Raw genomic sequence first — 24,358 nt, 5'->3', positions numbered from 1 at the left:
AATAGCGAGGCTGTTCCCGGAGCCCTGACCAGAGAACCGATCGCCGGGAAGTACCTAATCCGTCAAAAGAAAACCGGCGAATTCTCCAGTGGAATTCGGAATGCGAGAGCGAACACGGACTCCGCCGACGTTGATCGCCTGGGGAAAAGTTGTCGGAACCCTTCGAAGGCCAGGCGGTCCCGCGGCGGTGAATCGAGAATGTCGTCCAGTTTCTCAATCAGGGCGTCATCGCCTTCCTCGAACTCGCCGTGTTCCAACGAGGCCGGGTACTGCGGCGAAATCCAAAATTGCTCGGTGAGTTGGGCCAACTCAAGGTGCTTTTCAAATCGACGAATGCGGATTTGGCACCAAACGTTTGCGGCGTCATCTGTCACTCCATCCTGGAAGCGGGAAACGATATGCGGCCGGCAAGCGAGATTGCTGGCAATAGCGAAAGCAGTGATGCGAGCGATTACTGGGAGTCGTTGCGCGTCCATCCAGTTGACTTCTTCTTCAAGTGATAGCTCGCTCAATGCTTCATCGTCGGAATCGGTGGACGATCGTTGGGAATCGCCGATCAAGTTGCCGGACATCTTTTCCTGAACCAACATTGCAACACGCTCAATTCGCTTGGCGATGATGTTCGGGTCTTCCATCTCCTCGACGTCTCCGACATCGTCCATCGTTCCTCGATAGTGAATCGTCAAGCCCACGTGAGTACTTTCAAAACGGGAGGTCGTTGTCCTCGTCGTGCGGACCAGGTGTAGCGGATGGCAGACGTCCCAATTCATCGACTTGGGATTGAAAATCCGCCACTTTGGATACCAGGTCAGGAAACAACTTGGCGGCTTCTTCAAGATTGTTTTTCAACGCAGCCTTCGATGCTTCGCGTTCTTCATCATCGCTTTCACGGTACTCGCGAAAGGAGATATTCAAGGCTCTGATGATATCGTTGGGTGCGTCGGCGGTTTCCAAATCGCTGATGATTTCGGCAAGGCGGAACGACAGCTTCATGTGACCTAGCGGATCGCCGGGCAACTTGCCTTCGGTCATTGTATTGCTCCACGCGGAAGCGTAAACGTCCTCCTCGCCTTCGCCGGCTGCAATTCGCGCTTCTCGCTCGGCCTGCATTCGATCCATCTCCTCGCCAAAAGCTCGGTACTCATCCTGTTCGCGTTGCCAGTCTTCGACGAACTGGTGGGTTGAAAACGCGAACTCACCATCGAGTTCCAAATGGTGACCGTCCAGCGATGTGAACCCGACGCCAAACATTCCCGACGCCATCATGTCGCAAATCGGGCAATCGCAATCGTTCATGTGTTGTTCGCTTTCTACACCGTCCATTCCGACGATCGGAACCTGGCTGCCACGCGGAATGCGACGACGACTGCACTCGATGATGAAGCTCGGTGGCGAGCCGCCTTCAAAGGGCTCTTCCATCCACGCATCACGCACATCGGAAAGAAAAGCAACGAGTTCTTGCTTTGTGTGCCCGATGCCCTTCGCACACCAAAGCCAGCCCGCTTGAATGACTTCACGACACAAGTCGAAGTAGACGATCATTTCTTCGCGGCCCATCGGTGCGTTATCGAAACCGATCACGTCGTCGGGAGCAGCCGTCATCGGCGCTCCATCTTCGAAGCGCATCCGTTGCCCCCAGATGATCGCGTCACTCCACTCATGAGCACCATGCAGCAGGTCACGCGGACAACGGCCTGCGAGTGTAACGTGCGGTGTCATCAACGAATCGCGATGTACCTCGACCGTCAACTCGTGCAGCTCGCTTGATGGGCCTCCGTGCTCGCCCCTGATCTCATCAGGCAACCTTCCCTCGCGAGCGACCTGCAAAATCCGCTCCGCTAAATCTTCGATCATCGGTAAGCCGAACAAAAATAACCGATCCGTCTGCGGGATTTGAATCTCGCGTTCTCGCGGCATCGCGACAGTTTCCGTCGCGGCAGACTCGTTCAGTTCCCACCACGGAGGCAACCGAAACGGAAGCGGACAATGCTGATTGCCCTTTTCGTCGGTGACCATCGCCAGAGTCGCAACCCGTCCCAACGGTTGAACATCTTTGCCACAGAAAATCCGTTTTTGAACCAAGTCGATCGCGATCCAATTGCCGTGTCCATTGATGGCAGCAAGCGCCTCGGTCCGATCGCTAACTCGGATCGGCAGCGCATCCACAAATTCGCAAACGACCGGACAGCGATACCTCGCCCAGTAGGCAGCGACCTCATCCCAATTGGCCGGGTCTTCGGACATCACGGCCCACAACGTCAACGCATCGTCGTACTGCACCGATCTCCCCACGCGACACTCATCGTGATCCAACACAGCGACGACAATAGGTGGTCGTCCAAAATCATCGATGTACTGCTGGTTCATCGTTTTAATGTCATTGAGAGGTTAGCTTTTCGGTTCGGCTGGACAAAATTTCCACCAGCGTTCCACGTCCGCTCTTTCGAGTAACTCGGTCCGCGATCTTTTGAGCCGGTCCGGTCCAATCACGGCTTTCGTCATGGTCGTCGGGGTAGATAGGTTCCATCCGCCCGCGAAAGTTTGTCTGCGCATCCCCTTCGGCCGCATCCGACTGAGCTTTCATCGTGTACGCGATCGCGCCGTCTTCCCAAAAGGGTTTCCATCACAGAATAACCAATTCTTCCCCGCCCGCGACGATTGTCGACCACCGACCGCGCGTAGCGAAGATTCAATTCGTCAACCATCCCAAGACAGATCGCTTTCTTGAGTGCATGAACCTGCTCGTCAACCGGGTGACCGTCAGCACACTGAACCGGCATGTCGAGTTGTTTGTCGCTGGCCGACTGCAAGGTTTCCAGCAAGTCGCGATACGTACGAATCGAGTCGACTAGCTGGTCAGTCAATTCACCACCGAGACAAGCTCGGAGGAGTCTCCTATTGGTGGCGATGAGTGAGAAGTGTTGTTTTTTCTCCTACTTTGGCTGGCAGTATACCGCTGACTCTCAGATCCGCAAAATGTCAAAGCACGCGATCACGGTGAATCAAACGAGTACTAAGGCGGCCTCAAGCCACGCCCCGAGAGCATCTCGGAGAAAAACAACAAGCGGCTCGCGCAGAGTTGGGATCGACCTAAGATAAAGTATTCGAATAGTTTCGGCAGTTGGTCCTGCGAGGCTCGCCCAGCCAAAGCCAACGGAGAAGAAGTTAACAGCCAACGAGACTTACCTACCCGGTTCACGCCCGGGCCGATGAACGGGATTCGTCGAACTTGTCACTATGGCTTCGTAACTCTCGCGGCTTCAAGCAACCGGCACAAGATTCCAGCGATGTTCCAAGCGTCGTCGTCTCCCCGGTGGTGGGTGCCTTCCATCGGAAGGTTCAGCATCTCGTAAGCGCCGTCGAGTCCGACCTCGTGTTTTAAGCCGAGCGAAACCGCGAAAAGCGATTTGACGTTGAGATGGGTGATTCCAAAGGGATAGCCAACGCCTGCGGTCGAACAAACTCGCTCGAACTGACGACGATCGTAGTCTCCCCAACTGGCCCACAATCGGTCTTTTGAATCGAACTCCTGCTTCAATCGTTTGACCGCGTCGCGGAGTGATCCCGCTGCTTCGAACATGTCCGGCGACAGTGTTGTGAGCTCCGTGCAGAATGAACTGATCGTCGATCGCTCGGGACAGACGAGGAGGCTGTACTTGCTCAGTCGCTCGAGTTTGCCAACATCGACCACGCACAAGCCGATCTCAATGATCTCGCTCTCTTCGCCTTCGGGCGGCGGGCCATCCCAACACGTCGACTCAACGTCGACCACCAACATCTGATCTAGCTTTCTTGCCATTTCGCTTTGTTTCGGTCGTAGTGGAAGTTGTTAAACTTCCAGCGTGCGTGGGATCTTTGACAAGATCCACTACGGGTTGGCGGGAACGAATTGGCGGAACGCATCCAGGTTAGCTTTGCTTTGCCGCCCTTTACCGGGGATCGCGAAGACGATTTCGTCGATTCCGCCTCCGTCCTTCTCGATCGCCGATTTCGCCGTCCGTGAAGCCATCACCGGATCACCTCCGAACGCGCCGCATCCCCATGCCCCCAAGAGCAAACGCTTTACACTTTGGTCTCGTGAGATGCGTAGCACATTCCGCCAGCGTCGCTCGAACGTTTGCTCGAGCTCTTCCGTTGCGCCGGGGTTTCCTCGCAGGAACGGTCCACTGTTCGGCGCAGGGGCGGTGATCACCGAGGCAAAGAACGGCTCGGCAAGCAAGACGCCGGTGCCACGTGTCTTGAAGAAGGGAACCGACGGACTGAAGATCATGTGGTCGGTGTACAGCAGCGATGATTGAGCACGATTGGTCTCGTAGTATTCCATGCACTGGATCAAACACGGATACAAGCCGCTGCAGCGACACAGATCCTCTTCCTGCGCCTTTGCACCATTCAGAAATCCGCCGCCGGGGTTTCGGGCCGATGCGAAGTTCAACAGCGCAACTTCGCCATGTTTGGACATGGCCTGGGCGACGACTTGAGTCGTCCCGTCCACCACGTGAATCGTCGGGTTTTCATCGGCTGGCGACGCGGATAACGCAACGATTTCATCGGGGCGGTACAGACGTGTGCCACGGACGGCCGACTCTTGCTGCTCGGCAAAATTCACGGTCAGACCGTCCGCCTGGTATTCGCCCGCCTCGACCAGGTCGAGTGTTTCTTGTGCGAGTTCTTTCAGTGTCATGTTGAATTCCTCCCTACGGGATTCTCCTTTAAATCATGACAGGACACGTGCTTTTGTGTTTCGGTTCGCTCCGACAGAACCAATCCAGCTAAAATCTGTCTCCATAGTGTCGTCCAATCAATTCCGGGGTGTCACGTTCTAAAAGGAACCTTTCGGTGACCGAATCCTCCAAGCCGAGGAGTCTGGCGGAGGCAGACGGTACTGAACGCTTGGGAATGTTTGTTGGCAGAGACTTTATCGAAATCGATTTCAACGGAAACACTTCGGTGACGGAACATTCGCTAATCTACAGTGTCGGAACGCAGGTAGTCGCTCAAAAAGAAGTCATGGCGACGGGCGGCCGCATTGCGCACCCGGCCGGCGCTGTCGGTGTGATCGTCCGATCGCCAGTGGATCGCACCCACGCGTATCGCGTGAAGTTCAGCGACGGGTTCGAGGCCCCGATCCACCACGACCAACTTATTCGGCTGGCGGAGTTCAAATCCAACAGCATTCGCGATAATGCTGCGCCGTTGATGAGCTCGGGATTGTACGATCGCGTGATCTATCGATGCGTGATTGGATCGCGGGCTTACGGCCTGGAAGACGAGGCGTCGGACACCGATCGCCGTGGAATCTACCTGCCAGCGGCCGATCTGCACTGGTCGCTCTTCGGGGTTCCGGAGCAATTGGAGAACGATGAGACTCAAGAGGTTTACTGGGAGCTGCAGAAGTTCATCGTGCTCGCTTTGAAGGCGAACCCGAATGTGCTCGAGTGCCTCTATTCCCCAATCGTTGAATCGGCGACTCCGCTGGGCGAAGAACTGCTCGAGATGCGATCAGCGTTTCTCTCGAAGCTCATCTTCCAGACGTTCTCCGGATACGTTGCATCACAGTTCAAAAAGATGCAAACCGACATCCGAAATCAGGGACGAGTGAAGGGGAAGCACGTGATGCATTTGATTCGGTTGCTGCTATCGGGAACCCATGTGTTGCGTTCAGATGAGATGATGGTGGACGTCGGCCAGCATCGCGACCAATTGTTGACGATCAAACGAGGTGAGATGCCATTTGCCGAAGCAGACTCTTGGCGGAAGGAACTTCAAAGCGATTTTGAGTCTGCGTTCCAAACAACCAAGCTCCCGGACCGTCCCGACTACGAGCGTGCCAACGCATTCCTCGTCGACGCGCGCCGGCGAGCGATGGAGAAGTCATTGCCATGATAAGGTAGTGGATCTTGTTAAAGATCCCGCATACAACAAGCTAGCGTACTCGAAAGGAACAAGTTCCACTACACGCGACTCGAGTGGAACTTCAGCAAGTTCCTCTACACGAATCCGAAGAGCGAATTGCCATGCCCCATCGCGACCACCTCAAGCGACTGCCACGAGAATACTACCGGGGCGAAACGATCGTGCACTGGTCGATGACCACGATGGGCCGCGAAATGGGTTGGCTAAGTGGTGTCGCCTACTATCGATTCCGCGAGTTGCTCACACATACTGCATTCCGGTATGCGATCGCATGCCCCATGTTTTGTCTCATGCCGGATCATGTCCACATGGTGTGGATGGGCTTGTTCGTGCAATCGGATCAGTTACTCGCGATGAAGCACTTCCGCAAGTCAATGAATGAGTCGTTACGCCGCATCGGTTTTGAACTGCAGGACCAAGCGTACGACCATGTGCTACGTGCTGATGAAAAACGCGACTTGGCTTTTCGCGAGGTATGTGAGTACGTGGCTAGAAATCCGGAACGGGCCGGGTTGGTCAAACCGGATGGCTACAAAACCTACAAATTCACTGGTTGTCTTGTCCCAGGCTACCCGCAACTTCGGCCGTTTGAAGATGGGTTTTGGGACGAGCTTGATCGCGTGATTTGCTATCTGAGGAAGAACGGTTTGAGTCGTGTTGTTGGGAAATAATAGGAGGGGATCTTTAACAAGATCCACTACATAAGGAATGATCGACCACGCGAAAATGATGCAACACGTCGAGTCGCATCCGTACCCGCTGCTGTTTGCCACCGTCAGCGGTGCACACCTCTACGGATTCCCTTCACCCGATTCCGACTTCGATCTCCGTGGCGTTCACATGTTGCCACTGGAGACCGTCGTCGGACTCGACGAAGGCGATCAAACCGTTGAGAAAGAGGGTATCTACGACGGCCTTGAGATCGATCTCGTCACCCACGACGCAGAGAAGTTCTTTCGGTTGTTGCTGAAGCGGAACGGGTACGTGCTTGAGCAAATCTTCTCGCCGCTGGTGGTGTACAGCACTCCCGAGCACGAGGAACTCAAGTCGATCGCCAAGAATTGCATCACGCGCCACCACGCGCATCATTATCTTGGATTTGCCGCGACCCAGTGGAGACTCTTTGCAAAGGAGTCACCTCCACGCGTCAAGCCGCTGCTGTACGTGTATCGCGTTCTGCTAACGGGGATCAACCTGATGCGCACCGGCGAAGTCGAAGCCAACCTGATCACGCTGAACGAGGCCGCCAAGCTCTCGTACATCGACGAGCTCGTGGACCGCAAGCGCTGCGGACCCGAGAAAGAACCGTTTGAAGCTGCCGACCTGGAGTTCCACACCCGAGAATACGAGCGGCTGACCGCCGAACTTGAGGCGGCCTACGAAGTCAGCAAGCTTCCAGAGATGCCGTCGGCTCGTGGCGAATTGAACGATCTTCTCGTACGATTGCGGCTTAGGCGTAGTGGATCTTGTTAAAGATCCCTCGCCTAATCTTTAGACACCGAAAAAGGATCTTTAACAAGATCCACTACGGAACCTTGGCGAACCTTGTATTCAATCCAGTGTCTCTGCTTCAGTCCGTCAATTCTGGAAACCCAATGAATACTTTCACCACAACATCATCAACGTCCGACTCGTCATTCGACGGCGAGGCGGGGATGTTGCGTCGTGGTTGAAGTTTAAGTTCTAAACGATTCGCAAAGCCCGCCTGGTGATTCACTTGGCGGGCTTTTTTTGAATCGTCGGTTCTTGAATGACGGCGTTTTCCTGTTTCTTCGTTTCCGTTCATCTGGAGCTCACGCAGGGCAAAAAGGTTGCCGAGGCTGCTCACCTCGGCCGCTGGCGATCGGTGCGAAACGTTTCCTTTACCAAGGAGTTTGCGAGCTATGGTTCAAAACGAAATGACGCGAAATGGCAAGGTGTCGGTCAACGTCGGCACGATCGGTCACATCGACCACGGCAAAACGACACTGACTTCCGCCCTGTTGCGCGTGCAATCCGAAAAGGGACTGGCCAAGTACAAGTCGTACGAATCGATCGCCAAAGGCGGTATTGTTCGTGACAAGAACAAGACCGTGACCGTGATCGCTTCGCATGTGAAGTACGAGACCGCAGGTCGCAGCTATGCCCACATCGACTGTCCCGGTCACGCCGACTACATCAAGAACATGATCACCGGTGCGGCTCAAATGGATGGCGCGGTGTTGTTGGTGTCTGCGGCTGACGGGCCGATGCCGCAGACTCGCGAACACTTGTTGCTCGCCCGACAGGTTGGCGTGCCGCACTTAATCGTGTTCATGAATAAGTGCGACTTGGTTGACGACGCCGAATTGCTCGAGCTCGTCGAACTGGATTTGCGCGAGTTGCTCAGCGAGTACGGTTACGACGGCGAAAAGACTCCGGTCATTCGTGGTTCGGCCAAGCAGGCGCATGACGACCCCACGAATCCGATCGCAATCGAGTGCATCGAGCAGTTGCTGGATGCTCTGGACCGATGGATTCCTGATCCTGTTCGCTTGATCGACAAGCCGTTCTTGATGCCGATTGAGAACGTCTACTCGATCGCCGGCCGCGGCACCGTCGTGACTGGGAAGATTGAACAAGGGATGGTCCGCGCTGGAGACAGTGTCGAGATTCTCGGACTGAAATCCGCGACCGCAACGGACGTGATCACGCAAGTGGAATCGTTCGGTGAGGTCTTGGAGGTCGGTAAGGCTGGCGATAACGTCGGTGTGCTGCTTCGCAAGACCGCTCACAACGAGATCACCAAAGGCCAAGTGTTGGCGAAGGCGGGAACCTTGACCCCGCATCGCGAGTTCGAGGCCGAAGTGTACGTGTTGACGAAAGAGGAAGGAGGCCGGCACACGCCGTTTTTCGACGGCTATGCTCCTCAGTTCTTCTTCCGAACCACAAATGTGACCGGCAGCGCAAACGTGCTGGGCGGAATCGACATGGCGATGCCCGGCGACGGCGTGCAGTTGAAAGTCACGCTGAAGCAACCGATTGCGGTCGCTGACGGTGACCGCTTTGCCATCCGAGAAGGCGGCAGGACCGTCGGATCGGGCGTGGTGACACGCGTGGTCGGCTAGATCGGCGACAATCAGGTAGCATTGTACAACGCTCGCGGCGGAGAGTTCCGCCGCGAGCGTATTAGATTCTTCTAAAGTGTTCGTTCCGTGGCGAGACAAGCTGTGACATCGATGGTCTGGATTCTTGAATCTGATGTGTTTCCAATTTCCCACACAAGGCTGCGGCGTGCGATCAATGATGCTGGGCATCGCATCGTTGAGTCACGGGATGATTGGTGGCTGGACGAACCATCCAAGTTCGATGCGCAGACACCGGTTGTTTTCCATGGGTCACTCGGCAATGCGGCTGTCATTGAGATGAAGGCGAATTGGTCTCCCGGCTCATTTTGTCCAATGAACGACTTTTACTGCACAGCTTGGTATCCGAGAGCACGCAAGTGGTTGCTGCATCGCGACTGGCGGTGTGTGCCGGCGAATGACTTAGTCGCCAATGCTGCCGACGTCGCAAGCTCGATTGGCTGCCATGATCGTGTTTTCGTTCGACCAGACAGCCCACTGAAACCATTTAGCGGTCGCGTGCTCGATGTAGATTCGATTTCCCTCAAGGCACTCGACCATGGGTTCTACTTTGAAGACGAAACGCTTCCCGTCATTGTCGCACCGGTCGCCAACGTTGGACGCGAGTGGCGTTTTGTTGTCGTTGATAGACAAGTGATTGCTGGCAGCGGCTACAACGCGGAAACACGAAGTGCATCGGCAGCAAGCGAGAACTCAAGGGCTCGCGAATTGGCCGCGGAGATCGTATGCTCCATGGAACCGCCATCGCCGGTCTACGTCCTGGACATTTGCGAGGTGGACGATCAGTGCCTTCTACTCGAGCTGAATCCGTTTGGAGGTGCCGACTTGTACGATTGCGACCCTCAAGCCATCGTGAAAGCTGTGTCTGATCATGCCATACGGAGTGTGAAATCGTGAACAAGATCGAAGGTGACCTACTGAAACTTGCTGGCCAGGGCCGTTTCGACGTGATCATTCACGGATGCAATTGTTTTTGCACGATGGGGGCAGGCATCGCAAAGGCAATCCGCGACCAATTCCCAGCCGCATATGAAGCAGATTTGGCAACCGAGAAAGGAAGCCGCGAGAAGTTGGGCTCCTATTCATCAGCCGATGTATCGGTCGACGATCATCAACTCACCGTCGTAAACGCGTACACTCAGTTCAACTACCGGGGCGCAGGAGTAAAAGCTGACTACGACGCGATTCGAGAGGTGTTTTGCAAGATCAGATCCGACTTCAAGGGTAAACGAATCGGATACCCGATGCTCGGTGCGGGTTTGGCTGGTGGTGATTGGGATACAATCAGTTCGATCATCAATGATGAGCTTGAGGGAGAAGACCACACGCTGATTGTGTTCAAGCCTTCGTAGCTGCCGCTCCAATGAATGGCTCGGCAGAGGAACAGATCAGTTCAATCAACTCCGGGTCCATAAACTGGTAGTCGTCAGGAATATGCAGGACTTGGATGGGCAGATACTTGGCTTCGCCCGGGAAGTCTGCGAGCAAACGATGGCGATGTTTGTCCTCCATCACCAAAACTAAATCCGCCCAAGCAAGATCGGCAGCGTGAATCGTCTGCTTTGCGGACGTCGCTGTACCTCGAGATCGAACCGACACTCGCGGATCGTCACGATAGACCGCTTCGGCCGTCGGACTTCGCCACTGATTCTTGCTGCAAACGAACAAAACGTTGATTCGACTGGCCATCAGACGCTGTCCGCTTGTTTCTCGTGTGTGCGGCTATAGAGGTGGACACTCATGACGTTTGGCTCGTTAGAATCACGACTCTTGCGTCGACGTTGAGCGATTGTGTGCCGTTCGAAAGCGTTGCGAGAGGTTCCTTCCAATGCGCGTGCCCGCGAACGATCAATGTTGGCTCTGAACTTTCAATCGCTTCTCGCATTCTAGGCGAACCGCGGAAACCGAATTCAGGTACATCCGGTCCATCGTGCATGACTACGAGTGCCGGAGATTCGCTTAGCAGCAGTTCGAGTGCTTCAACGAAGTCATCTTCTGTCCGGCGCCATGGGCGTCTTGGGTCGCCAGGGATGCCGCTCAGGCCTGCGATCGGCAGTTCATCGACAGTGACGGTGTCGTTGTCGAGGAAGTGAACTGGGTCGGTAAATCTCGGACGAGTTGCTGCGTCGCCGAGCAGGTCGTGGTTGCCGGCGACGCCGACGATCCAATCGAACTCGTCGGCAAACGCTTGCCAAACTGAGGTTACATCACCGGATCCGCCGCGCTTGTCGAGTGCGGGAACGGTGTAGAAGTCGCCTGCCAGAAGCACGCCAATCCGCCCATTGCCTACACCGAGATTTGGAATTATCTCATCGGCAAGGATCGCTGGGAGGACTTCCCCCAGCAGACGAAGTGGTTTGCCGCCAGCCGATTCGAAAGTCTCGCGTCCTTGCAGATCAGCAGTGGCGATGATCGCTGACATTCCGTCCGGTAGCGCATCCACAAATCCCCGGTGCACCGGCAGCGAGTCTCGGTAGAAACCGCCCGGCCCTCGGCCAGCATTCAGGAAGGGAATCTCCCGAATCAGTTCAGGTTGAATCGATGTAATCCTCATGCCGGCCAAGACACCGTGACGTACCAGGTGGTTCGACCGAGCGGAATCGTGATGCAGGCCATAATCGTCTCTCTCAAAGATCTCTCACTTGCCATGGTTTATCTCAGAGAGGCCCCCACTTCAAAGCGGTGCGAGTGAAATCTCGCGGGGTCTCTCGCGACTCTCTTGGCTGAGTTGTGGAGAGGATTGTGGGCAGGAGCCTGGGAACCAGTGGTGGCGATCAGCGAGAGGTGTCAAAAAAGGTAGCCCCAGGTCCATTAAGACCGCGAGCTAGTTTTCCGATTCGGATCGTTTGGGACGTCAACCAGCGATCCGGTCGGTCAGAATGGACTCCGAAAATTGACTGGACTGGCAGGTAGCAAAATGCGACCATTGGATAGAGGTGAATTATGGGACAGCCAGTCAAACTATCAGACGAACTTGTCGACGACGCGCGAGCAGTCGTGCTGTTCTCGCAGCGGAGCATCGCCGGACAGATTGAGTTCTGGGCCGGACTTGGAAAGTCGATCGAACCGCTTCTACGCGGAGACCGATCGATCCTGCTACAGAAATCTGGTTCGACGCGACCACTTTCCGAAGCGATTGCCGAGGTTGGTACCGCCGAGGGAAAGAAAAAGTTGGAAGCTTACCTTGAGCAAGGCCCCTATCCTCGTTTTAAAGCTGTGGAAGGCCAACCCGACCTACTCCGCCGAATCGAGGCTGACGGTACTGAAGTCGTTGGCCGTTTTGTCGGACGAGACTTCGTTGAAGTCGAGAGCGAAACTTGAGCCTGCCGTTTTCGTTTCTTGACCAGCGTCCGGTCGTCATCGCCGTTGCTGGCTCGAACGGCGCCGGAAAGTCGACGTTCTTCCACACGTATCTGTCGGACTGCGGTCTGCGATTTGTCAACGCCGAAGTTATCGCGGGTGAACTGGACATCTCGGCCTCAGTGTCCTGCTGTGAGTGTCAAAGTGAACGACCTCGAACAAATGCTTGTTCATCCGATTGGTCGCCAAGCTTGGAAGGAAGGAAACCGAGATCGAGATTCCACCGTCAGCGGTGCAGCTACTCGGCGCCTTGCTGACCGAATTCGCCAAAGGCAACGCGGTCCCCATGTTCCCGGTGCACGCAGAACTCACGACGCAGCAGGCTTCGGATTTGCTGGGTGTGTCGCGGCCATTCTTGGTCCAGCAGCTCGAGAAGGGTGCACTGCCGTTTCGCAAAGTCGGTACCCACCGCCGTGTGCTGCTGAAAGACCTGATGGAGTACAAAGAGTCGATGGACCGCAAACGCCACGAAGCACTCGACGAACTGGCTGCCCAGGCCCAAGAGCTCGACATGGGTTATTGAGCATTGAGCCACTTCACGGTTGGCTGCCTCAGCGAGCAGGGACTGACGCAGACCGTCAGCGAACTGAGGCGTTCGATACAGTTGATCTGAGACCATGATTGGGTTGCCTTTCCGGCTTGCCAACGGTCACATTCTGGAATGCCAAACCAGCAGTGCGGCGAGATAGAGGTGGCCTTCGGGAAACGGATCACAGAGCTCAACTGACGAGGCGGAGATCGCAAATTGCTTCTTGCCGTATTCGACGATCAAATCGACGCCGAAACCAACGTTCCTGGAAGGACTAGCGTCCACAACTGAAACTGGTTGCCCCAGTACAACGGCAGCGAAGGGGAAGGCGAGCTCTTCAATGGCCATGTCGACCAATCCCGCTCCCTGCTCGTCTCCGTAGCAGTCGACGGTCGCTTCCTCGTAGGCCTCTTCGATATCAGCGTCATCGCACTTGGTCAGCCATGTCGGGTAGACAATTTTCATGACTTTGACTCCGCAAGTTTTCGTAGTTCGTTATCGCAAATAAAGCCAACTTTATCGGCTCTGATCATTTCGGCCGCCCACTGCTTTGCCGGTTCACCACCGGCACGTTTGACAGCTTTGATGACGGGTTTCAAGCAGTCTTCAATCTCGTAGCTCATCAACCCTTCGTCACTGCACGCGACTTGGTAGCTGCCCCGCTTCATCAATTCGAGGGAAAGCCGCTTAGCATCCTCCAGCTCTTCGTGATCGATTAGCTTCTTGAGCCGTTTTTCGACCGCTTCGTAGGATTCGTGGTCGTAATTGAAGTTGTAATTCATTCGTCGTTCGTCGAAATCGGTTGCCAGAGCGATCGCGGACTCGATGTCAATGACTACCAGGGAAAATGGTTTTTCGACATTCAGGTGAGATTCAAGTTCACGCTGGACCTCGACGTGCTGGTTCGAGAACTCCACGAGAAAATCAATTAAATCTGGCTTCTTGCATTTTCCTAGTGCGGAACGGATCAACTCACTCGGCGATACTTTGGCCTTTGGGACCTTCTTTGTTGACTTTGCACCGCGTTTCATCGGTAGTTTAATCCTTCTTCTTTGAACGCTCGCTTGACGTAGCTGAGCGTTGGGTATTTCTTCGCAATCTTTTTTGCAGCTTGGTCAGCGATTCGTGATCCTTCTTCACCGCCAACCGCATCGCGGAGTTCGGCAAGTAGCCTCGCGGCTTTAAAGTAGTTGTCGGTCGACCGCGATTGGATCAATTTCTCCGCATCTGCAATCGCTGCCGAGGGGTCTTTGCGAATTCTGGCGAGTCGTTTCTCGAGTTTGCGTTCCTCGGTGGCCTGTTCTCGTTTCTTTCTTTGATTTGCTTTTGCATTTGCCAACACTCGAAGCTCTTCGAGCGTGCGAGAGCTATTGTTCGCCGGCCACGTGTCTTTGCCGGATTGGTCTCGCATCGCAGCCAGCGACTCAGCACGCACCGCCGCCGCGTCATCTTGAAGAACACGACGCATGAGCACACGCAGGGTCTCGGAAGACTGGTTTGCCAACCAGTCGTCAACATCAGGCTCACGGGTAGATTGCCCGTGCAGTTTAGGTGATTGTTCGTAGGCGGCGGCAAGCAAGTCGCGATCCAGCTCATAGAAGTCAACCAGTTCGTCAAGTTCGGGCGGAAGCTTTCCTAGCCCCGCCGGTACAGGCGGCTCGATCGACTCTTCGCCCCAATTGCATGCCAGCCAGCCGAGATAGAGCACCCGAGTGTCACCAGCCATCAATCCTTCTCGGATTTTCGGAAGGTGCGTTACCATTCGATCAAAGTCGAAGTAGTCCTCGCTGTAAAATCCTGCATCGCATTCGGGTTGGATCGACAGCACGCCCCCTTTGCCGCGTTTGTCTTTCTTCCATTCGATGCTGTACTCCATCGCGTAAGCCTTGAACTGTTTCGCATCGATGGGCAGTCCCAATGGCAACCGAAACAGCAGCTTGCGAACACCATAATTCGCGTAATGCAGATGCACGTCATATCCGCGTCGCATCATCTCGAGCGAGTTGCCGTGAAAATCACCGTAGTGGTACTCGTTCGTAAATTGCCACCGCGTCACCTCCGCACGTGTCGACTGGTGACGCATGTATTCGAGCTGCTTATCATTCAGCGGCTTATCGACTGCTGCGAAGTAGATGTATTGGTATTCGCTCATGGATGGTCACTCCGTTGTGCCTTGTGAGTCTGCTGATACGACAGTCGGCGGAACCGTTAATTTACAACAAAACAGCCGTTCCCTGTAGTTCCTGTTCCCTCAAGTCTGCTGCGATTTGAGAAATATGCGATTTGCTTTCGCGAAGCTAAGATGGTGGTCGTGGGCTGACTACTTGTGTCAGCCAAGGCCATTTCCTTGATGAGGTCGATACTCGGAAGTGAATGACGAGCAAGAGATACCGTTTCGGCTGAACGTGGTCTATTCGCGGCAGTCACGCTATGGCGGCGGTTCGTTCAGTTCTTGCGACGCTCAGTATGCAATCCGCGCAGACACGGCCACGTCGCTGGGACTTCCGGTGCACGATCACTTTGCAGATGAGGTTGAATCGAGCGAAACGTTGGACCGACCGCTATGGCAACACGGGACGCTGGACGACGACGCGAGTCCTGAAATTAATTTCCAATCGCACGTATCTCGGTGAAATCCCGAACGGTGAATCAACACTGCCAGGGGAGTACGCGCCGATTGTTAAACCCGATGTATTCGACCGCGCTCAGCAGCACATAGTCGAGCGTCGAACTCGGAAACCGGGCCGGCGAGAGAACCCGCAAGAGTTTCTTCTGCGCGGGATCTTGGTTTGCGGATGGTGCGAGCGCCCGATGACAACGAGCTATTCGCATCACCGAAACATTCGGTATTTGTACTACCGATGCCGGTCGCAAGCAGGAGGTCGACCGCCATGCTCGAACGTGAGCGTTAAACGCTATGACATTGAGCAGTTTGTCATTGATACCTTGGGAGAACCGCAAAGCGATGATCCAGATTTCATGGATGAGTTGCGCGAGGTTTGGACACAACTCAATCAAGATCAGCAACGCCGCCTGCTGCCAGAGCTGTTGACCAGGGTTATTTTCAATCCGGACTTGGGGACCGTTGAGATTGAGTGTGACGAAGCTGAAGTCCGAGGTCTGACTGCCGACCCGTCAGTGTCTTCTGATTAGCGGATGCGAATCCGTCCGTGGATGCTTATCCGTTGAGCACCAACTGGAGCAAATCGGCGACGCCAATTCGCTCTGCCCAATGCCTGAGATAATCTCGATCTAGGCCGTCGCCCGATACGAGCAGGATGCCTCGGGCGTCCGTTACTGGCGATCGGTTGGGCTAATCGTGTGCCATCGCAACTTTTGCAGCAACACGTCTTCCGCCGTCGCAATCCAAGCGGGCTGGTCGAACAAGGTGATTCGTTTGCGACGACCGAATCTTTCGAACTCGTATTCATCACCGGCAATTCGAAAGAAGTCCACTTTTAAAGCAGATCGATTGTCGAGAGCGTTGAATTGGCGGGGCGGTCGCAGACCAGGCGCGACGCTGATTTGTTGAATAAAGAAATCATCTTGGAAGGCCTCGACAATTGCATCGACTTGGGTCTCGTCATACTCGATTACGAAGTCGATATTGTGGGTAGAGCGTGGAACGCCCCAGTAGTTGCCAGCCATCGAACCGACCAGCATGTAGTCGATGCCGGCCGTTTCGAGTCGACACAGGCAATCAACGAGTAGTTCGGTTTCCGTCACGACGCCTTGCTTGAGACAATGTCAATTTCGTAGCCAGCACGGATACGTGCTTTCAGCTTTTCTGCGATCTCCGCTTCGCTTGCACCAGGATAACGATTTCGAATTCGCTCACGAGCGATCGCGAGCGACGCTTCGTACAAGCCAAGGCCAATCATGAGTCGTTCTTCGCCAGTCATTCGGCGGTAGGCCTCCAATTGCAGCTGGCCAACATCTCGCACGACGTTCACCCTTCCTTCGGAGTCAGCGGAGGGATGCGTTCGCGGGCTAGATCGGCAGCGTATGCGACGCAGGCGTCGATGTCTTCGGGCTTCAGGCTGGGGTAGCTCTTGAGGATTTCCTCTCTGGAGACTCCCGCCGCCAAATTGTCGAGCACGACAGAGACCGTCACTCGGGTGCCGATCAGGCAAGCCTGACCGTGGCAGACGAGCGGGTCGACAGAGATATGGTCTTGCCAGGTCATCGAGGCACCTCCAGGCACGGAACGCAACGTCTCGCGCCGGCGCTCTCTTTCGTGTTAACCCGCTTTGCCGAGTCAAACAGAGAATCAGAGAGTTCTCGGGGTTGTCTCTGGGGTGCGGGGGAGAACCAGGGTGGTTGAGTTCGGCAGCCCGGACTCTCGGCGCGAAAGTGAGAACATTGGGATTGGGCGCCGTGGTGGCGAAAGACCGCGAAAAAGGGGGCGAAAATGAGAAACGCCCGCGGGTCATGCTGGACCGACGGGCGTTAACTGGTTCGCGAGAGTTTTCGCTTTTTTTAATTCAGCTCCCCGAACAGAACCAATCCGGAGAGAACGCCAGAATCCTGAGGACATTTTTCTACTTTTAATCGATTCTGCGATGCGATTCCCGTCTCTTTCGAACAGCCACAGACGGGACTGATTCCGAAAGCCCAACTGCGGGTTTGCGTCAACCGAAGCTGTTGGTTCTCGCAAGTCGGCGGGCGGTTAACAGGCAAAGGGAACGATCGTCAAAGCAACGCGAGGATAGGCTATTTGTGCCGGCTGACTTGGCTGGCAGCGTGTGAACCTTACTCGTTGACTGAAGCTCTGCCTCGCGGCCTTTGACCAATGGAACGAACGAAAGCGATCGGTTCGGCCGCCTCAAAATTGCCCATGTGTGGCGTTTTGCTTGGGCAGCTTTGATCATTTTGGCGTTGCGTCTGGCGAATCAGACGAAATGAACCGTAATCGAAAATTGACGCGAACAAAGGGGCGGGCCGGGAAAGCGAGGTGATTCGACAGACTCCACACCAGTTCAGGCCTCCGCAATTTGACGGTGGTTGACAACGGAACGCTTTTAGCTTGTAATGTGCAAGTCACTTGCTGTTCCCACACTTGGAGCTGCTGCCATGTTTCTGTCGATTCGATGGACTGCTTTTTCTTTTCTGGTCGGTGTTCTTGCCATGGGAGCCATGCCGGTACGGCAATTATCTGCCGAAGAAGGTGATGGCGTTTGTCTATACGATGCGATGGAGGCCGAAAAAGTGCTGGTCCGTTTCATCGCTGTCAATGGCGGAAAGTCGAACGTCATCATTACCAATCTTACCGATGAGCCGCTTGACATTCGTCTCCCCGACGCGGTCGTCGCTGTCCCGGCAGTCATTGCCAACGGCGAATCGACGCACGGAAAGCGAGGGCTCAGCGAGTCCTTGAAGGTGGAGACCCAAGCGGTCGGTGGTGCGTTTCTGATGAACGGTCGCAATTTCAAATCGGCTGCCGATGGTAATTCCGCTTTGCTCAGATTGGCTCCGAAGAAAACTCGCAGACTGACGGCAACGACCGTGGGTCTCGAATTCGGCAAGGCGGTTCCTAGCGCTCGCGTCGAGTACAAACTGGTTCGGCCGGAATCCAAAGTGGATGATCCTCGGCTGATGGAATTGTTTCGTCAGCTTGGTAGCAACCAAGTTCATCCGTTCATCGGACAGGCGGTCGCCTGGCACCTGACCGACGAGATGAGCTGGAGCGATCTCTCGCATGGTGGTGCAAATTCGAAAACCATCTCCAATTATCTCACCAGTTCGAATGACAACGAATGCGGTTTTTGTCCTTTAACACTCAACGCTGCGAGTACCTGGGTGAATCAATACGACTCACTCAACTCCAAATCCTCAGTCGAAAACAAATGAGGAAGACATTGTTGGTGCATCTCAACGCCAAAAGGTAAAGTGTCGATCACGTGACTGGTAAAAAACGCAATGATGAATTGCCCGAAACGATCGCCCCCGTTCCGACAGCGGCCGGCGACGAGGTCAATCCTCACCTGACCGGAACGGCCGGACTGACTTCGTTACCTGAAGTCAGTCGATCGGGGAACCAGGTGACTCTCACGTCTCGCAATGAAGTACGCTATCGGAACGAGAGTGTTTTAGGCCGCGGCGGAATGGGAGAAGTTCAGCTTGCCAGTGACCAAGACATCGGTCGGCGCGTGGCGGTCAAACGCTTGCTTGACAAAAAGAATCCGCAGTCGGTAGCGCGTTTTATTGACGAGGTTCGCACGGTCGGCAAACTTGAGCATCCCAACATCGTCCCCATACACGATGTGGGCGTCGATGCCGACGACAGCCTATTCTTCGTGATGAAATATGTGGACGGAGAAACTCTCGCGTCGATCATCTCACGACTGCGCGAGGGTGACCGCGAGTATCACAAGCGATACAGTTTCGAGGCTCGCCTGGATCTCTTTTCAGGTTTGCTGAGGGCTCTTCAGTACGCTCACGAACAAGGCATGCTGCATCGGGACGTGAAGCCTGAGAACATCATGGTCGGCCATTTCGGCGAAGTCATGTTAACCGACTGGGGCATCGCTCGTCATGTCAATCACCACCAAGGTAGCTCAGCAGATAACGACAAGCCTGCGGTTGAGATGCCGCGTGCATCGGGACAAACGATCGATGGCTCCATCATCGGCACGATCGGATACATGTCGCCCGAACAGGCCTCCGGGCATTCGGAAGAGATCGACACGAGAAGTGACCTCTACGCCGCGTTTGTCGTTCTTTATGAACTCTTATCAACGCAAGCGTTCGCCCCACGCGGCGATTCGCTGTTGAAAGTGATCGCTGACGCGAAGGAACGTCAAGCTCCACAGTTCCTTGATCCGAATTTCGCCAGTCGCTACCAGCCGGCGGTGCCAGCGGAACTTCGCCACTTTTTGCGTCGCGGCCTTCAGCCATCGAAGGTGGATCGTTTTCAGAGCGCGGACGAAGTACTTCGCGTTTTAGAACGCATCCGATCAGGTGAACCGCCGATCCAGTGCCCTGGTACTTTGATCAAGTCTACGAACGCTAGGCTTGAACGCTTGGTCGACAAACATCCGTTTCTCGCAGTCAGTCTTTATGCGGCGACCGCTTGCCTGTTCCTAATTGGGATCGTGACCACCTGCATGGTCGTATTTGGAAGATAGGTCGCTCGTTGGTCTCTGACTTGATTCCTACTTCACGGCGGATGATAACCATGCCGCTATGGAAGGTAAGGCCAATACACGAGTCGTCCGCCTTCGTGGGCGACAAAACGCACGCCACCATCCTGCGACACGACCATGGCGATCGCGTCCTGGACGCTGCTCACCAATCGATAGGCTGAACGATGTCGTGTTCCGGATGAGTCGGCGGACTCGGTAACCGACTTTTCCGCTTCAAGATCAATTGCTCGTTCAATGCTGCTGACGTGTGAATCTCCAAGAATCTCTCCGCCGAATCCGATCAGCCTCAGTTCGTGATCGATCACCAGCGCACCATCGACGCTCATCAAGTCGGCCAGGAAATGGCTGTATTCGACCAGCGAGTTGTGAAGCTTGGCTAGCGACGCATCATGCATTTGAAGGAAGTCTTGCCAGCGAACTTTGGAAAGCCCGTTCATCGCGCCCACTTCCACAGCTCGCTGCACGACCTTCAACAACAGTTGCTCAAAACGCATTGTCGAGTCGCCTGGTTTGAACCGTATCCTCATCCGTAGCCATTTGTCCAAACGCGGGTCCAGCGCATCGCTGACGTAGATAATCATTCCACCATGACCACGCCCACGCACCAAACTCAGCACTCGTCGAATCACACTTTGGCTGACATCGCGAGCAAAGGAATCACAAGGCTTGCACATCCCGTCACTGTGCGAAACCAAATTGAGCTTGCTCAACTGCCTGTCGCGAAAGGTCTTGAAACGGTTCGGAAGGCAATTGGATCGAAACGGATCAAAGCCCTCTGGCAGTCTTTGTCCGCCAACGGTTTCCACCACACGGCGGAGCCCCTTCGCAAAAATCAAATGCCCGGCTCCGAGAACATGGATCACCAATTTCCCTGGCAACGCGGCGGCATCGTGAACGGTGAATTCCGTATGATTCACCCAATTTGCTCCCGTGACCACCATTCCCCAAATGTTGATCGTATTCTCGCTCGCGTCCACGTTGACTGCAATTAAAGATCGGTAGTATCCGGCAGCTGCCGCCATCTTACGGATCTCATGCGCCGAAAGCGCGCTTTGGTCCTCAAATTCAATGGAATACAGTCCGTCTGCCTTTGCCACGGCCGCAAGCTCGACGTCGTCGGGCGACGCAACCATAATTCGGCACTGGACCGGATCGCTTTCTTCTCGCAACAAACTTGCTTGATAGGCTGTATCAATGAGCGATTCTAAAATCGAGTCATTTGGAAGTTCCGCCGCATCAAAGGCTTCTTCCCCCCAACGTTTCCGCAGAACGTTACTCAAGTCAACGGGATACAATGAACGCTCGATCATCAAGAACTTTAGGGTGTTCGATAACGCGAGCCGCAGCCGGACAAGTTTTCGGGGCACAGAAAACTCGGCACAGACTGCGGCTCGCTGATTCGGGATTGACTGATTCGGCTCACGCGATGTCCAGCGATTTTCTCAATTGACTTCTGAACAGTTTGGCAGGCATCACGGCACCGAGAAATCCAATCAGTTTTGAAAAATTGTCCGCCCGAATTACCGGCTTCATCGTCCTTGCTTCGATCGCGTCGGCAACGGTCGCGCCGATGGCTTTTGGTTCCGGACCTTTTTGCTGCATCCGATGGAAAGCGGCGATAGCCCGATCACGCGGTCCGTCGTACGCGGCAACGGGTTCGGCGGCTCGACGGAAACTTGCTTCGGCACCGGTTTTCACGCCACCGTTTTGCAAGTACGAAACCTGGATACCCAATGGCTCGACTTCATACCGCAACCCATCGCAATAAATTTGAAGAGCAGCTTTGCTGCAAGAGTAAATAGCGTGGTATGGTAAAGCCGCGTCCCCGGCATTTGAGCTCATGTACAATAGGCGACCCGCACCGACTTTTCGGAAGTGAGGCAGTAGAGCGCGCGTGACACGATGAGCACCGACGAAATAGGCATCGAGCTGCTGGTGTATCTGTTCCGGCGTCGTCTCTTCAATCGCCCCGGCCGTGTAAAAGCCCGCCGCGTAGAACATCGCATCGATCCGCTTTTCAGCTTCCAGAATCTTTCCGACCGCCTCACGAATGGAGTGATCGTCGTTGATTTCCAGGTCCAAGCCGACAACGTTGGCGGTGGTCACACGCGAAGCATCTCGGCTGGTTCCATAGACTCGGTGACCCCGCCCGGCCAATGCTTCTGCGGCAGCTTTCCCAATTCCCGACGAAGCACCAACGACCAAACAGACTTTGCGATTTTTCATTCCACGCGGTTCCTTTGCAACTCTGGCGGCTCGCCGTTGACTTACACGCACATAGCCTAGCCGTTTCGCTTGCAACTTGCAATGGACCTTTCAAGGGATCTTGGATTCCGTTTTGACGAGATCGCTCTAGTATTGCATCCGGCAGACATTTCCGGTAGCTTGCATCGTGCAAGCGGAATAGCGGACTCGGACCAACGTGAGGATAAATGATGGAAAGCGTCAACGACTTGACCCCGAAGGTTGCCGACGACCCAATGCCATCGGGCAACGACAGCTGGGCGGCACTGAGGACCTGGCCAGCGATCGGCCTGTTGTCACTGATGATGATCGCGAAAGGCTTGCCATGGTTGTTTTCGGAGCCTCCGCAGTCCGTCCAAGTCGCCAGTCTGTTGGGGCCTGCCGCCGCCGCTTTGTTGTTGATCGTTTGGTGGCTCTTCGCCAGCCGTGCGGGCAGAAAGGAGAAAGTTGGCGGTCTGTTTGGCCTGGGTGTCGTCGCAGGTCTTACATTCTTGCTACTTCATCCAACGATGCGGGTGTTACCGGCGGTCGTATTCTTCGTCCCGATTGGTGTTGCAGCGTTTGCTCTTCCGCTAGTGACACTTCCACGCTCTCCGACGCGACGTGTTCCCTGTGCGATCTTGCTATCGTTGGTCGGATTCGGTTTCTGGGGCTTGTTGCAGTTTGGGGGTACCTCGGGAATGTTCGCGTTTGAGTTCGACTGGCGATGGAATCCGTCAGCTGAACAGCGTTACCTGGCCTCTCTTTCGGAACGCTCGGACCTGAGTGCGGAAATGATATTGTCCGACGCGAAAGTTAGCGAACCGATCACGACAGCCACTGCCCAGTGGCCTGGTTTCCGTGGCGCGAACCGGGACAGCGTTGTTCGGGGCGTTTCGATTTCGCCCGATTGGAAATCGTCGCCGCCCAAAGAGCTTTGGCGAAGACTGATCGGTCCAGGTTGGTCTTCATTCGCTGTAGCGGGCGACAATCTATTTACGCAAGAACAGCGAGGAAATGACGAAGCGGTCATGTGCCTTGATGCAACAACTGGCGAGCCTCGTTGGTCACGAACGCATGCCGCCCGGTTCTATGAGGGTATCGGTGGCGCAGGGCCTCGTGCAACTCCCACAATCGGAAATGATGTCCTCTACACGCTCGGGGCAGAAGGGCAGCTCGCGGCACTGAATCCAAGAACTGGAAAAGAAATTTGGACGAGAGAACTCCGACAAGACGCCGGCCGAGAGCCGCCGATCTGGGGTTGGTCTTCGTCGCCTTTACTGGTCGGCGACTTGATCATCGTTCACGCCGGCGGCGAAAGCGACAAAGGCTTGTTGGCTTACGATGCAACAACCGGTGAACCAGCTTGGTCGAGCCCATCGGGCGTCGACAGCTATAGCTCGCCTCACACGGCAACGCTTTGCGGAGTGGAAGGTTTGTTAATGATTACCGACGCTGGAATCCAGTTCCTCAATCCTTCTGACGGTTCGGAGATTTGGAGCTTCGGTCAACCCGGCGAAGGCTATCGGATACTGCAACCATTGATCATCGGTGACCGAGTGCTGATGGGAAGCAGCCAAGGCAGCGGAACGTACTGCCTACAAGTCAGCCGAGACTCCGATCAGTGGCAAGTGAAGTTGGAATGGTTATCAAGAGACATGAAACCTGACTTTAACGACTTCGTTGTTTACCAAGATCACTTGTATGGATTCGACTCGGGCATCCTTGCGTGCGTCGATCTCAAATCCGGCAAACGAAAGTGGAAACGAGGACGATACGGAAAAGGCCAACTGCTATTGCTAGCCGATGCAGGGCAGCTCCTGATCGTCTCCGAGAATGGTGACCTGGTCTTGGTACAGGCGACACCAGAAAATCTGGATGAGTTGGCATCTATCGATGCCATCGACGGCAAGACCTGGAATCATCCGGTGCTGATTGAAAATCGCGTCTACCTACGAAACGGTGCCGAGGCAGTTTGCTTTGAGCTCGCGGTCCAATAGTGGCACGGTGGTCCGCAACCGTGAAATACGGCGGAGCACGGTGGAGGATCATCGTGCCTCTATTTTCAATCTATTCACTTG

The 24,358-nt window shown here is 54.9% G+C and carries 28 protein-coding genes; 13 read left to right on the top strand and 15 right to left on the bottom strand.

What is annotated here, in order from left to right; all coding sequences use genetic code 11:
- Positions 1-62 precede the first annotated feature (62 nt).
- From Pla52nx_RS13435 to Pla52nx_RS13420, 4 genes are all read right to left on the bottom strand, one after another.
- Entirely contained in the window at positions 63-692 is a 630-nt protein-coding gene (locus Pla52nx_RS13435; protein ID WP_342190400.1) for a hypothetical protein, read from the bottom strand.
- Between the two features lie 10 nt (positions 693-702).
- Positions 703-2,367, bottom strand: a complete 1,665-nt coding sequence (locus Pla52nx_RS13430; protein ID WP_146521143.1) for a hypothetical protein — start codon at positions 2,365-2,367, stop codon at positions 703-705.
- A gap of 868 nt (positions 2,368-3,235) precedes the next feature.
- The gene (locus Pla52nx_RS13425) at positions 3,236-3,799 is read right to left on the bottom strand and encodes a 3'-5' exonuclease (RefSeq protein WP_146521144.1); all 564 of its coding nucleotides are present in this window, start codon (positions 3,797-3,799) and stop codon (positions 3,236-3,238) included.
- A gap of 69 nt (positions 3,800-3,868) precedes the next feature.
- The gene (locus tag Pla52nx_RS13420) at positions 3,869-4,684 is read right to left on the bottom strand and encodes a TIGR02452 family protein (RefSeq protein ID WP_146521145.1); all 816 of its coding nucleotides are present in this window, start codon (positions 4,682-4,684) and stop codon (positions 3,869-3,871) included.
- A gap of 155 nt (positions 4,685-4,839) precedes the next feature.
- On the opposite strand from Pla52nx_RS13420, the gene Pla52nx_RS13415 reads away from it, so the two are divergent.
- From Pla52nx_RS13415 to Pla52nx_RS13405, 3 genes are all read left to right on the top strand, one after another.
- Complete coding sequence (locus Pla52nx_RS13415) at positions 4,840-5,886, top strand: nucleotidyltransferase domain-containing protein (protein WP_390620390.1); 1,047 nt, start codon at positions 4,840-4,842, stop codon at positions 5,884-5,886.
- 131 nt (positions 5,887-6,017) lie between these two features.
- Complete coding sequence (locus tag Pla52nx_RS13410) at positions 6,018-6,587, top strand: hypothetical protein (protein WP_146521146.1); 570 nt, start codon at positions 6,018-6,020, stop codon at positions 6,585-6,587.
- 37 nt (positions 6,588-6,624) lie between these two features.
- On the top strand, positions 6,625-7,389 hold the full coding sequence (locus Pla52nx_RS13405; RefSeq protein WP_146521147.1) for a nucleotidyltransferase domain-containing protein: 765 nt from the start codon (positions 6,625-6,627) through the stop codon (positions 7,387-7,389).
- 97 nt (positions 7,390-7,486) lie between these two features.
- On the opposite strand, the gene Pla52nx_RS13400 is transcribed toward Pla52nx_RS13405, so the two are convergent.
- Entirely contained in the window at positions 7,487-7,744 is a 258-nt protein-coding gene (locus Pla52nx_RS13400; protein ID WP_146521148.1) for a hypothetical protein, read from the bottom strand.
- A 55-nt stretch (positions 7,745-7,799) separates the two neighbouring features.
- Between Pla52nx_RS13400 and tuf the strand changes: the two genes are divergently transcribed.
- The 3 genes from tuf to Pla52nx_RS13385 all read left to right on the top strand — a co-directional run bounded on the left by tuf (position 7,800) and on the right by Pla52nx_RS13385 (position 10,372).
- Complete coding sequence (gene tuf, locus Pla52nx_RS13395) at positions 7,800-9,002, top strand: elongation factor Tu (protein WP_146521149.1); 1,203 nt, start codon at positions 7,800-7,802, stop codon at positions 9,000-9,002.
- Between the two features lie 333 nt (positions 9,003-9,335).
- Positions 9,336-9,917, top strand: coding sequence for an ATP-grasp domain-containing protein (locus Pla52nx_RS13390; RefSeq protein WP_342190399.1), 582 nt, complete (start codon positions 9,336-9,338; stop codon positions 9,915-9,917).
- On the top strand, positions 9,914-10,372 hold the full coding sequence (locus Pla52nx_RS13385; RefSeq protein WP_146521150.1) for a macro domain-containing protein: 459 nt from the start codon (positions 9,914-9,916) through the stop codon (positions 10,370-10,372). The genes Pla52nx_RS13390 and Pla52nx_RS13385 overlap by 4 nt, the downstream gene beginning before the upstream one ends.
- Here Pla52nx_RS13385 and Pla52nx_RS13380 read toward each other — a convergent pair.
- Together Pla52nx_RS13380 and Pla52nx_RS13375 are read right to left on the bottom strand one after the other, a co-directional pair.
- Entirely contained in the window at positions 10,359-10,709 is a 351-nt protein-coding gene (locus Pla52nx_RS13380) for a low molecular weight protein tyrosine phosphatase family protein (RefSeq protein ID WP_146521151.1), read from the bottom strand. The genes Pla52nx_RS13385 and Pla52nx_RS13380 overlap by 14 nt on opposite strands.
- 49 nt (positions 10,710-10,758) lie before the next feature.
- Positions 10,759-11,574: a metallophosphoesterase family protein gene (locus tag Pla52nx_RS13375; RefSeq protein ID WP_146521152.1), complete on the bottom strand. Its 816-nt coding sequence runs from the start codon at positions 11,572-11,574 to the stop codon at positions 10,759-10,761.
- A 389-nt stretch (positions 11,575-11,963) separates the two neighbouring features.
- Between Pla52nx_RS13375 and Pla52nx_RS13370 the strand changes: the two genes are divergently transcribed.
- Entirely contained in the window at positions 11,964-12,341 is a 378-nt protein-coding gene (locus Pla52nx_RS13370; RefSeq protein WP_146521153.1) for a TA system antitoxin ParD family protein, read from the top strand.
- Positions 12,342-12,546: 205 nt separating this feature from the next.
- A complete protein-coding gene (locus tag Pla52nx_RS13365; protein WP_231742110.1) occupies positions 12,547-12,903 on the top strand; it encodes a helix-turn-helix domain-containing protein in 357 nt (118 codons plus the stop codon).
- Between the two features lie 126 nt (positions 12,904-13,029).
- Here the strand turns inward: Pla52nx_RS13365 and Pla52nx_RS13360 are convergent, their stop codons facing one another.
- From Pla52nx_RS13360 to Pla52nx_RS13350, 3 genes are read right to left on the bottom strand one after another with little or no spacing between them, the layout of a single operon-like run.
- Positions 13,030-13,374: a hypothetical protein gene (locus Pla52nx_RS13360; protein WP_146521154.1), complete on the bottom strand. Its 345-nt coding sequence runs from the start codon at positions 13,372-13,374 to the stop codon at positions 13,030-13,032.
- Complete coding sequence (locus Pla52nx_RS13355; RefSeq protein WP_146521155.1) at positions 13,371-13,940, bottom strand: hypothetical protein; 570 nt, start codon at positions 13,938-13,940, stop codon at positions 13,371-13,373. Before Pla52nx_RS13355 ends, Pla52nx_RS13360 begins: the two co-directional genes overlap by 4 nt.
- Entirely contained in the window at positions 13,937-15,061 is a 1,125-nt protein-coding gene (locus Pla52nx_RS13350) for a hypothetical protein (protein ID WP_146521156.1), read from the bottom strand. Before Pla52nx_RS13350 ends, Pla52nx_RS13355 begins: the two co-directional genes overlap by 4 nt.
- Positions 15,062-15,278: 217 nt before the next feature.
- Here Pla52nx_RS13350 and Pla52nx_RS13345 point away from each other — a divergent pair, with 217 nt between their 5' ends.
- Positions 15,279-15,542 carry a hypothetical protein gene (locus tag Pla52nx_RS13345; protein WP_197454770.1) on the top strand — a complete coding sequence of 88 codons (264 nt, stop codon included), beginning with the start codon at positions 15,279-15,281 and terminating at the stop codon, positions 15,540-15,542.
- Entirely contained in the window at positions 15,436-16,062 is a 627-nt protein-coding gene (locus Pla52nx_RS13340) for a recombinase zinc beta ribbon domain-containing protein (protein ID WP_197454739.1), read from the top strand. Before Pla52nx_RS13345 ends, Pla52nx_RS13340 begins: the two co-directional genes overlap by 107 nt.
- A 141-nt stretch (positions 16,063-16,203) precedes the next feature.
- Here Pla52nx_RS13340 and Pla52nx_RS13335 read toward each other — a convergent pair whose 3' ends face one another.
- Genes Pla52nx_RS13335 through Pla52nx_RS13325 form a run of 3 tightly spaced genes read right to left on the bottom strand, consistent with a single transcriptional unit; the run spans position 16,204 to position 17,095 of the window.
- On the bottom strand, positions 16,204-16,635 hold the full coding sequence (locus Pla52nx_RS13335; RefSeq protein WP_146521158.1) for a hypothetical protein: 432 nt from the start codon (positions 16,633-16,635) through the stop codon (positions 16,204-16,206).
- The gene (locus Pla52nx_RS13330) at positions 16,632-16,853 is read right to left on the bottom strand and encodes a hypothetical protein (protein WP_146521159.1); all 222 of its coding nucleotides are present in this window, start codon (positions 16,851-16,853) and stop codon (positions 16,632-16,634) included. Before Pla52nx_RS13330 ends, Pla52nx_RS13335 begins: the two co-directional genes overlap by 4 nt.
- 5 nt (positions 16,854-16,858) lie before the next feature.
- Positions 16,859-17,095, bottom strand: a complete 237-nt coding sequence (locus Pla52nx_RS13325) for a DUF433 domain-containing protein (RefSeq protein WP_146521160.1) — start codon at positions 17,093-17,095, stop codon at positions 16,859-16,861.
- A gap of 887 nt (positions 17,096-17,982) precedes the next feature.
- Here Pla52nx_RS13325 and Pla52nx_RS13320 point away from each other — a divergent pair.
- Together Pla52nx_RS13320 and Pla52nx_RS13315 are read left to right on the top strand one after the other, a co-directional pair.
- Positions 17,983-18,759: a hypothetical protein gene (locus tag Pla52nx_RS13320; protein ID WP_146521161.1), complete on the top strand. Its 777-nt coding sequence runs from the start codon at positions 17,983-17,985 to the stop codon at positions 18,757-18,759.
- A gap of 50 nt (positions 18,760-18,809) precedes the next feature.
- Complete coding sequence (locus Pla52nx_RS13315) at positions 18,810-20,036, top strand: serine/threonine-protein kinase (RefSeq protein ID WP_146521162.1); 1,227 nt, start codon at positions 18,810-18,812, stop codon at positions 20,034-20,036.
- Between the two features lie 56 nt (positions 20,037-20,092).
- On the opposite strand, the gene Pla52nx_RS13310 is transcribed toward Pla52nx_RS13315, so the two are convergent.
- Together Pla52nx_RS13310 and Pla52nx_RS13305 are read right to left on the bottom strand one after the other, a co-directional pair.
- The gene (locus Pla52nx_RS13310) at positions 20,093-21,364 is read right to left on the bottom strand and encodes a putative sensor domain DACNV-containing protein (RefSeq protein ID WP_146521163.1); all 1,272 of its coding nucleotides are present in this window, start codon (positions 21,362-21,364) and stop codon (positions 20,093-20,095) included.
- Positions 21,365-21,473: 109 nt separating this feature from the next.
- A complete protein-coding gene (locus tag Pla52nx_RS13305) occupies positions 21,474-22,280 on the bottom strand; it encodes an SDR family NAD(P)-dependent oxidoreductase (protein WP_146521164.1) in 807 nt (268 codons plus the stop codon).
- A 209-nt stretch (positions 22,281-22,489) separates the two neighbouring features.
- Here Pla52nx_RS13305 and Pla52nx_RS13300 point away from each other — a divergent pair, with 209 nt between their 5' ends.
- Positions 22,490-24,277 (top strand): PQQ-binding-like beta-propeller repeat protein, encoded by a 1,788-nt coding sequence (locus tag Pla52nx_RS13300; protein ID WP_231742112.1) that lies wholly within the window; start codon positions 22,490-22,492, stop codon positions 24,275-24,277.
- Positions 24,278-24,358: the final 81 nt, after the last annotated feature.

Origin of the sequence: Stieleria varia (assembly GCF_038443385.1) — a bacterium.
GTDB classification, from domain to species: Bacteria; Planctomycetota; Planctomycetia; order Pirellulales; family Pirellulaceae; genus Stieleria; species Stieleria varia.
The sequence above is the reverse complement of the archived record's forward strand: the minus strand, read 5'-3'. Positions and strand labels throughout refer to the sequence as shown.

Excerpts from the sequence above, each read along its gene's own strand:
- Pla52nx_RS13430 (WP_146521143.1), bottom strand. The coding sequence starts at position 2,367 with ATGAACCAGCAGTACATCGATGATTTTGGACGACCACCTATTGTCGTC.
- Pla52nx_RS13425 (WP_146521144.1), bottom strand. The coding sequence starts at position 3,799 with ATGGCAAGAAAGCTAGATCAGATGTTGGTGGTCGACGTTGAGTCGACG.
- Pla52nx_RS13420 (WP_146521145.1), bottom strand. The coding sequence starts at position 4,684 with ATGACACTGAAAGAACTCGCACAAGAAACACTCGACCTGGTCGAGGCG.
- Pla52nx_RS13410 (WP_146521146.1), top strand. The coding sequence starts at position 6,018 with ATGCCCCATCGCGACCACCTCAAGCGACTGCCACGAGAATACTACCGG.
- Pla52nx_RS13405 (WP_146521147.1), top strand. The coding sequence starts at position 6,625 with ATGATCGACCACGCGAAAATGATGCAACACGTCGAGTCGCATCCGTAC.
- tuf (WP_146521149.1), top strand. The coding sequence starts at position 7,800 with ATGGTTCAAAACGAAATGACGCGAAATGGCAAGGTGTCGGTCAACGTC.
- Pla52nx_RS13390 (WP_342190399.1), top strand. The coding sequence starts at position 9,336 with ATGAACGACTTTTACTGCACAGCTTGGTATCCGAGAGCACGCAAGTGG.
- Pla52nx_RS13380 (WP_146521151.1), bottom strand. The coding sequence starts at position 10,709 with ATGGCCAGTCGAATCAACGTTTTGTTCGTTTGCAGCAAGAATCAGTGG.
- Pla52nx_RS13375 (WP_146521152.1), bottom strand. The coding sequence starts at position 11,574 with ATGAGGATTACATCGATTCAACCTGAACTGATTCGGGAGATTCCCTTC.
- Pla52nx_RS13370 (WP_146521153.1), top strand. The coding sequence starts at position 11,964 with ATGGGACAGCCAGTCAAACTATCAGACGAACTTGTCGACGACGCGCGA.
- Pla52nx_RS13360 (WP_146521154.1), bottom strand. The coding sequence starts at position 13,374 with ATGAAAATTGTCTACCCGACATGGCTGACCAAGTGCGATGACGCTGAT.
- Pla52nx_RS13355 (WP_146521155.1), bottom strand. The coding sequence starts at position 13,940 with ATGAAACGCGGTGCAAAGTCAACAAAGAAGGTCCCAAAGGCCAAAGTA.
- Pla52nx_RS13350 (WP_146521156.1), bottom strand. The coding sequence starts at position 15,061 with ATGAGCGAATACCAATACATCTACTTCGCAGCAGTCGATAAGCCGCTG.
- Pla52nx_RS13340 (WP_197454739.1), top strand. The coding sequence starts at position 15,436 with ATGAGGTTGAATCGAGCGAAACGTTGGACCGACCGCTATGGCAACACG.
- Pla52nx_RS13325 (WP_146521160.1), bottom strand. The coding sequence starts at position 17,095 with ATGACCTGGCAAGACCATATCTCTGTCGACCCGCTCGTCTGCCACGGT.
- Pla52nx_RS13320 (WP_146521161.1), top strand. The coding sequence starts at position 17,983 with ATGTTTCTGTCGATTCGATGGACTGCTTTTTCTTTTCTGGTCGGTGTT.
- Pla52nx_RS13310 (WP_146521163.1), bottom strand. The coding sequence starts at position 21,364 with ATGATCGAGCGTTCATTGTATCCCGTTGACTTGAGTAACGTTCTGCGG.
- Pla52nx_RS13305 (WP_146521164.1), bottom strand. The coding sequence starts at position 22,280 with ATGAAAAATCGCAAAGTCTGTTTGGTCGTTGGTGCTTCGTCGGGAATT.
- Pla52nx_RS13300 (WP_231742112.1), top strand. The coding sequence starts at position 22,490 with ATGGAAAGCGTCAACGACTTGACCCCGAAGGTTGCCGACGACCCAATG.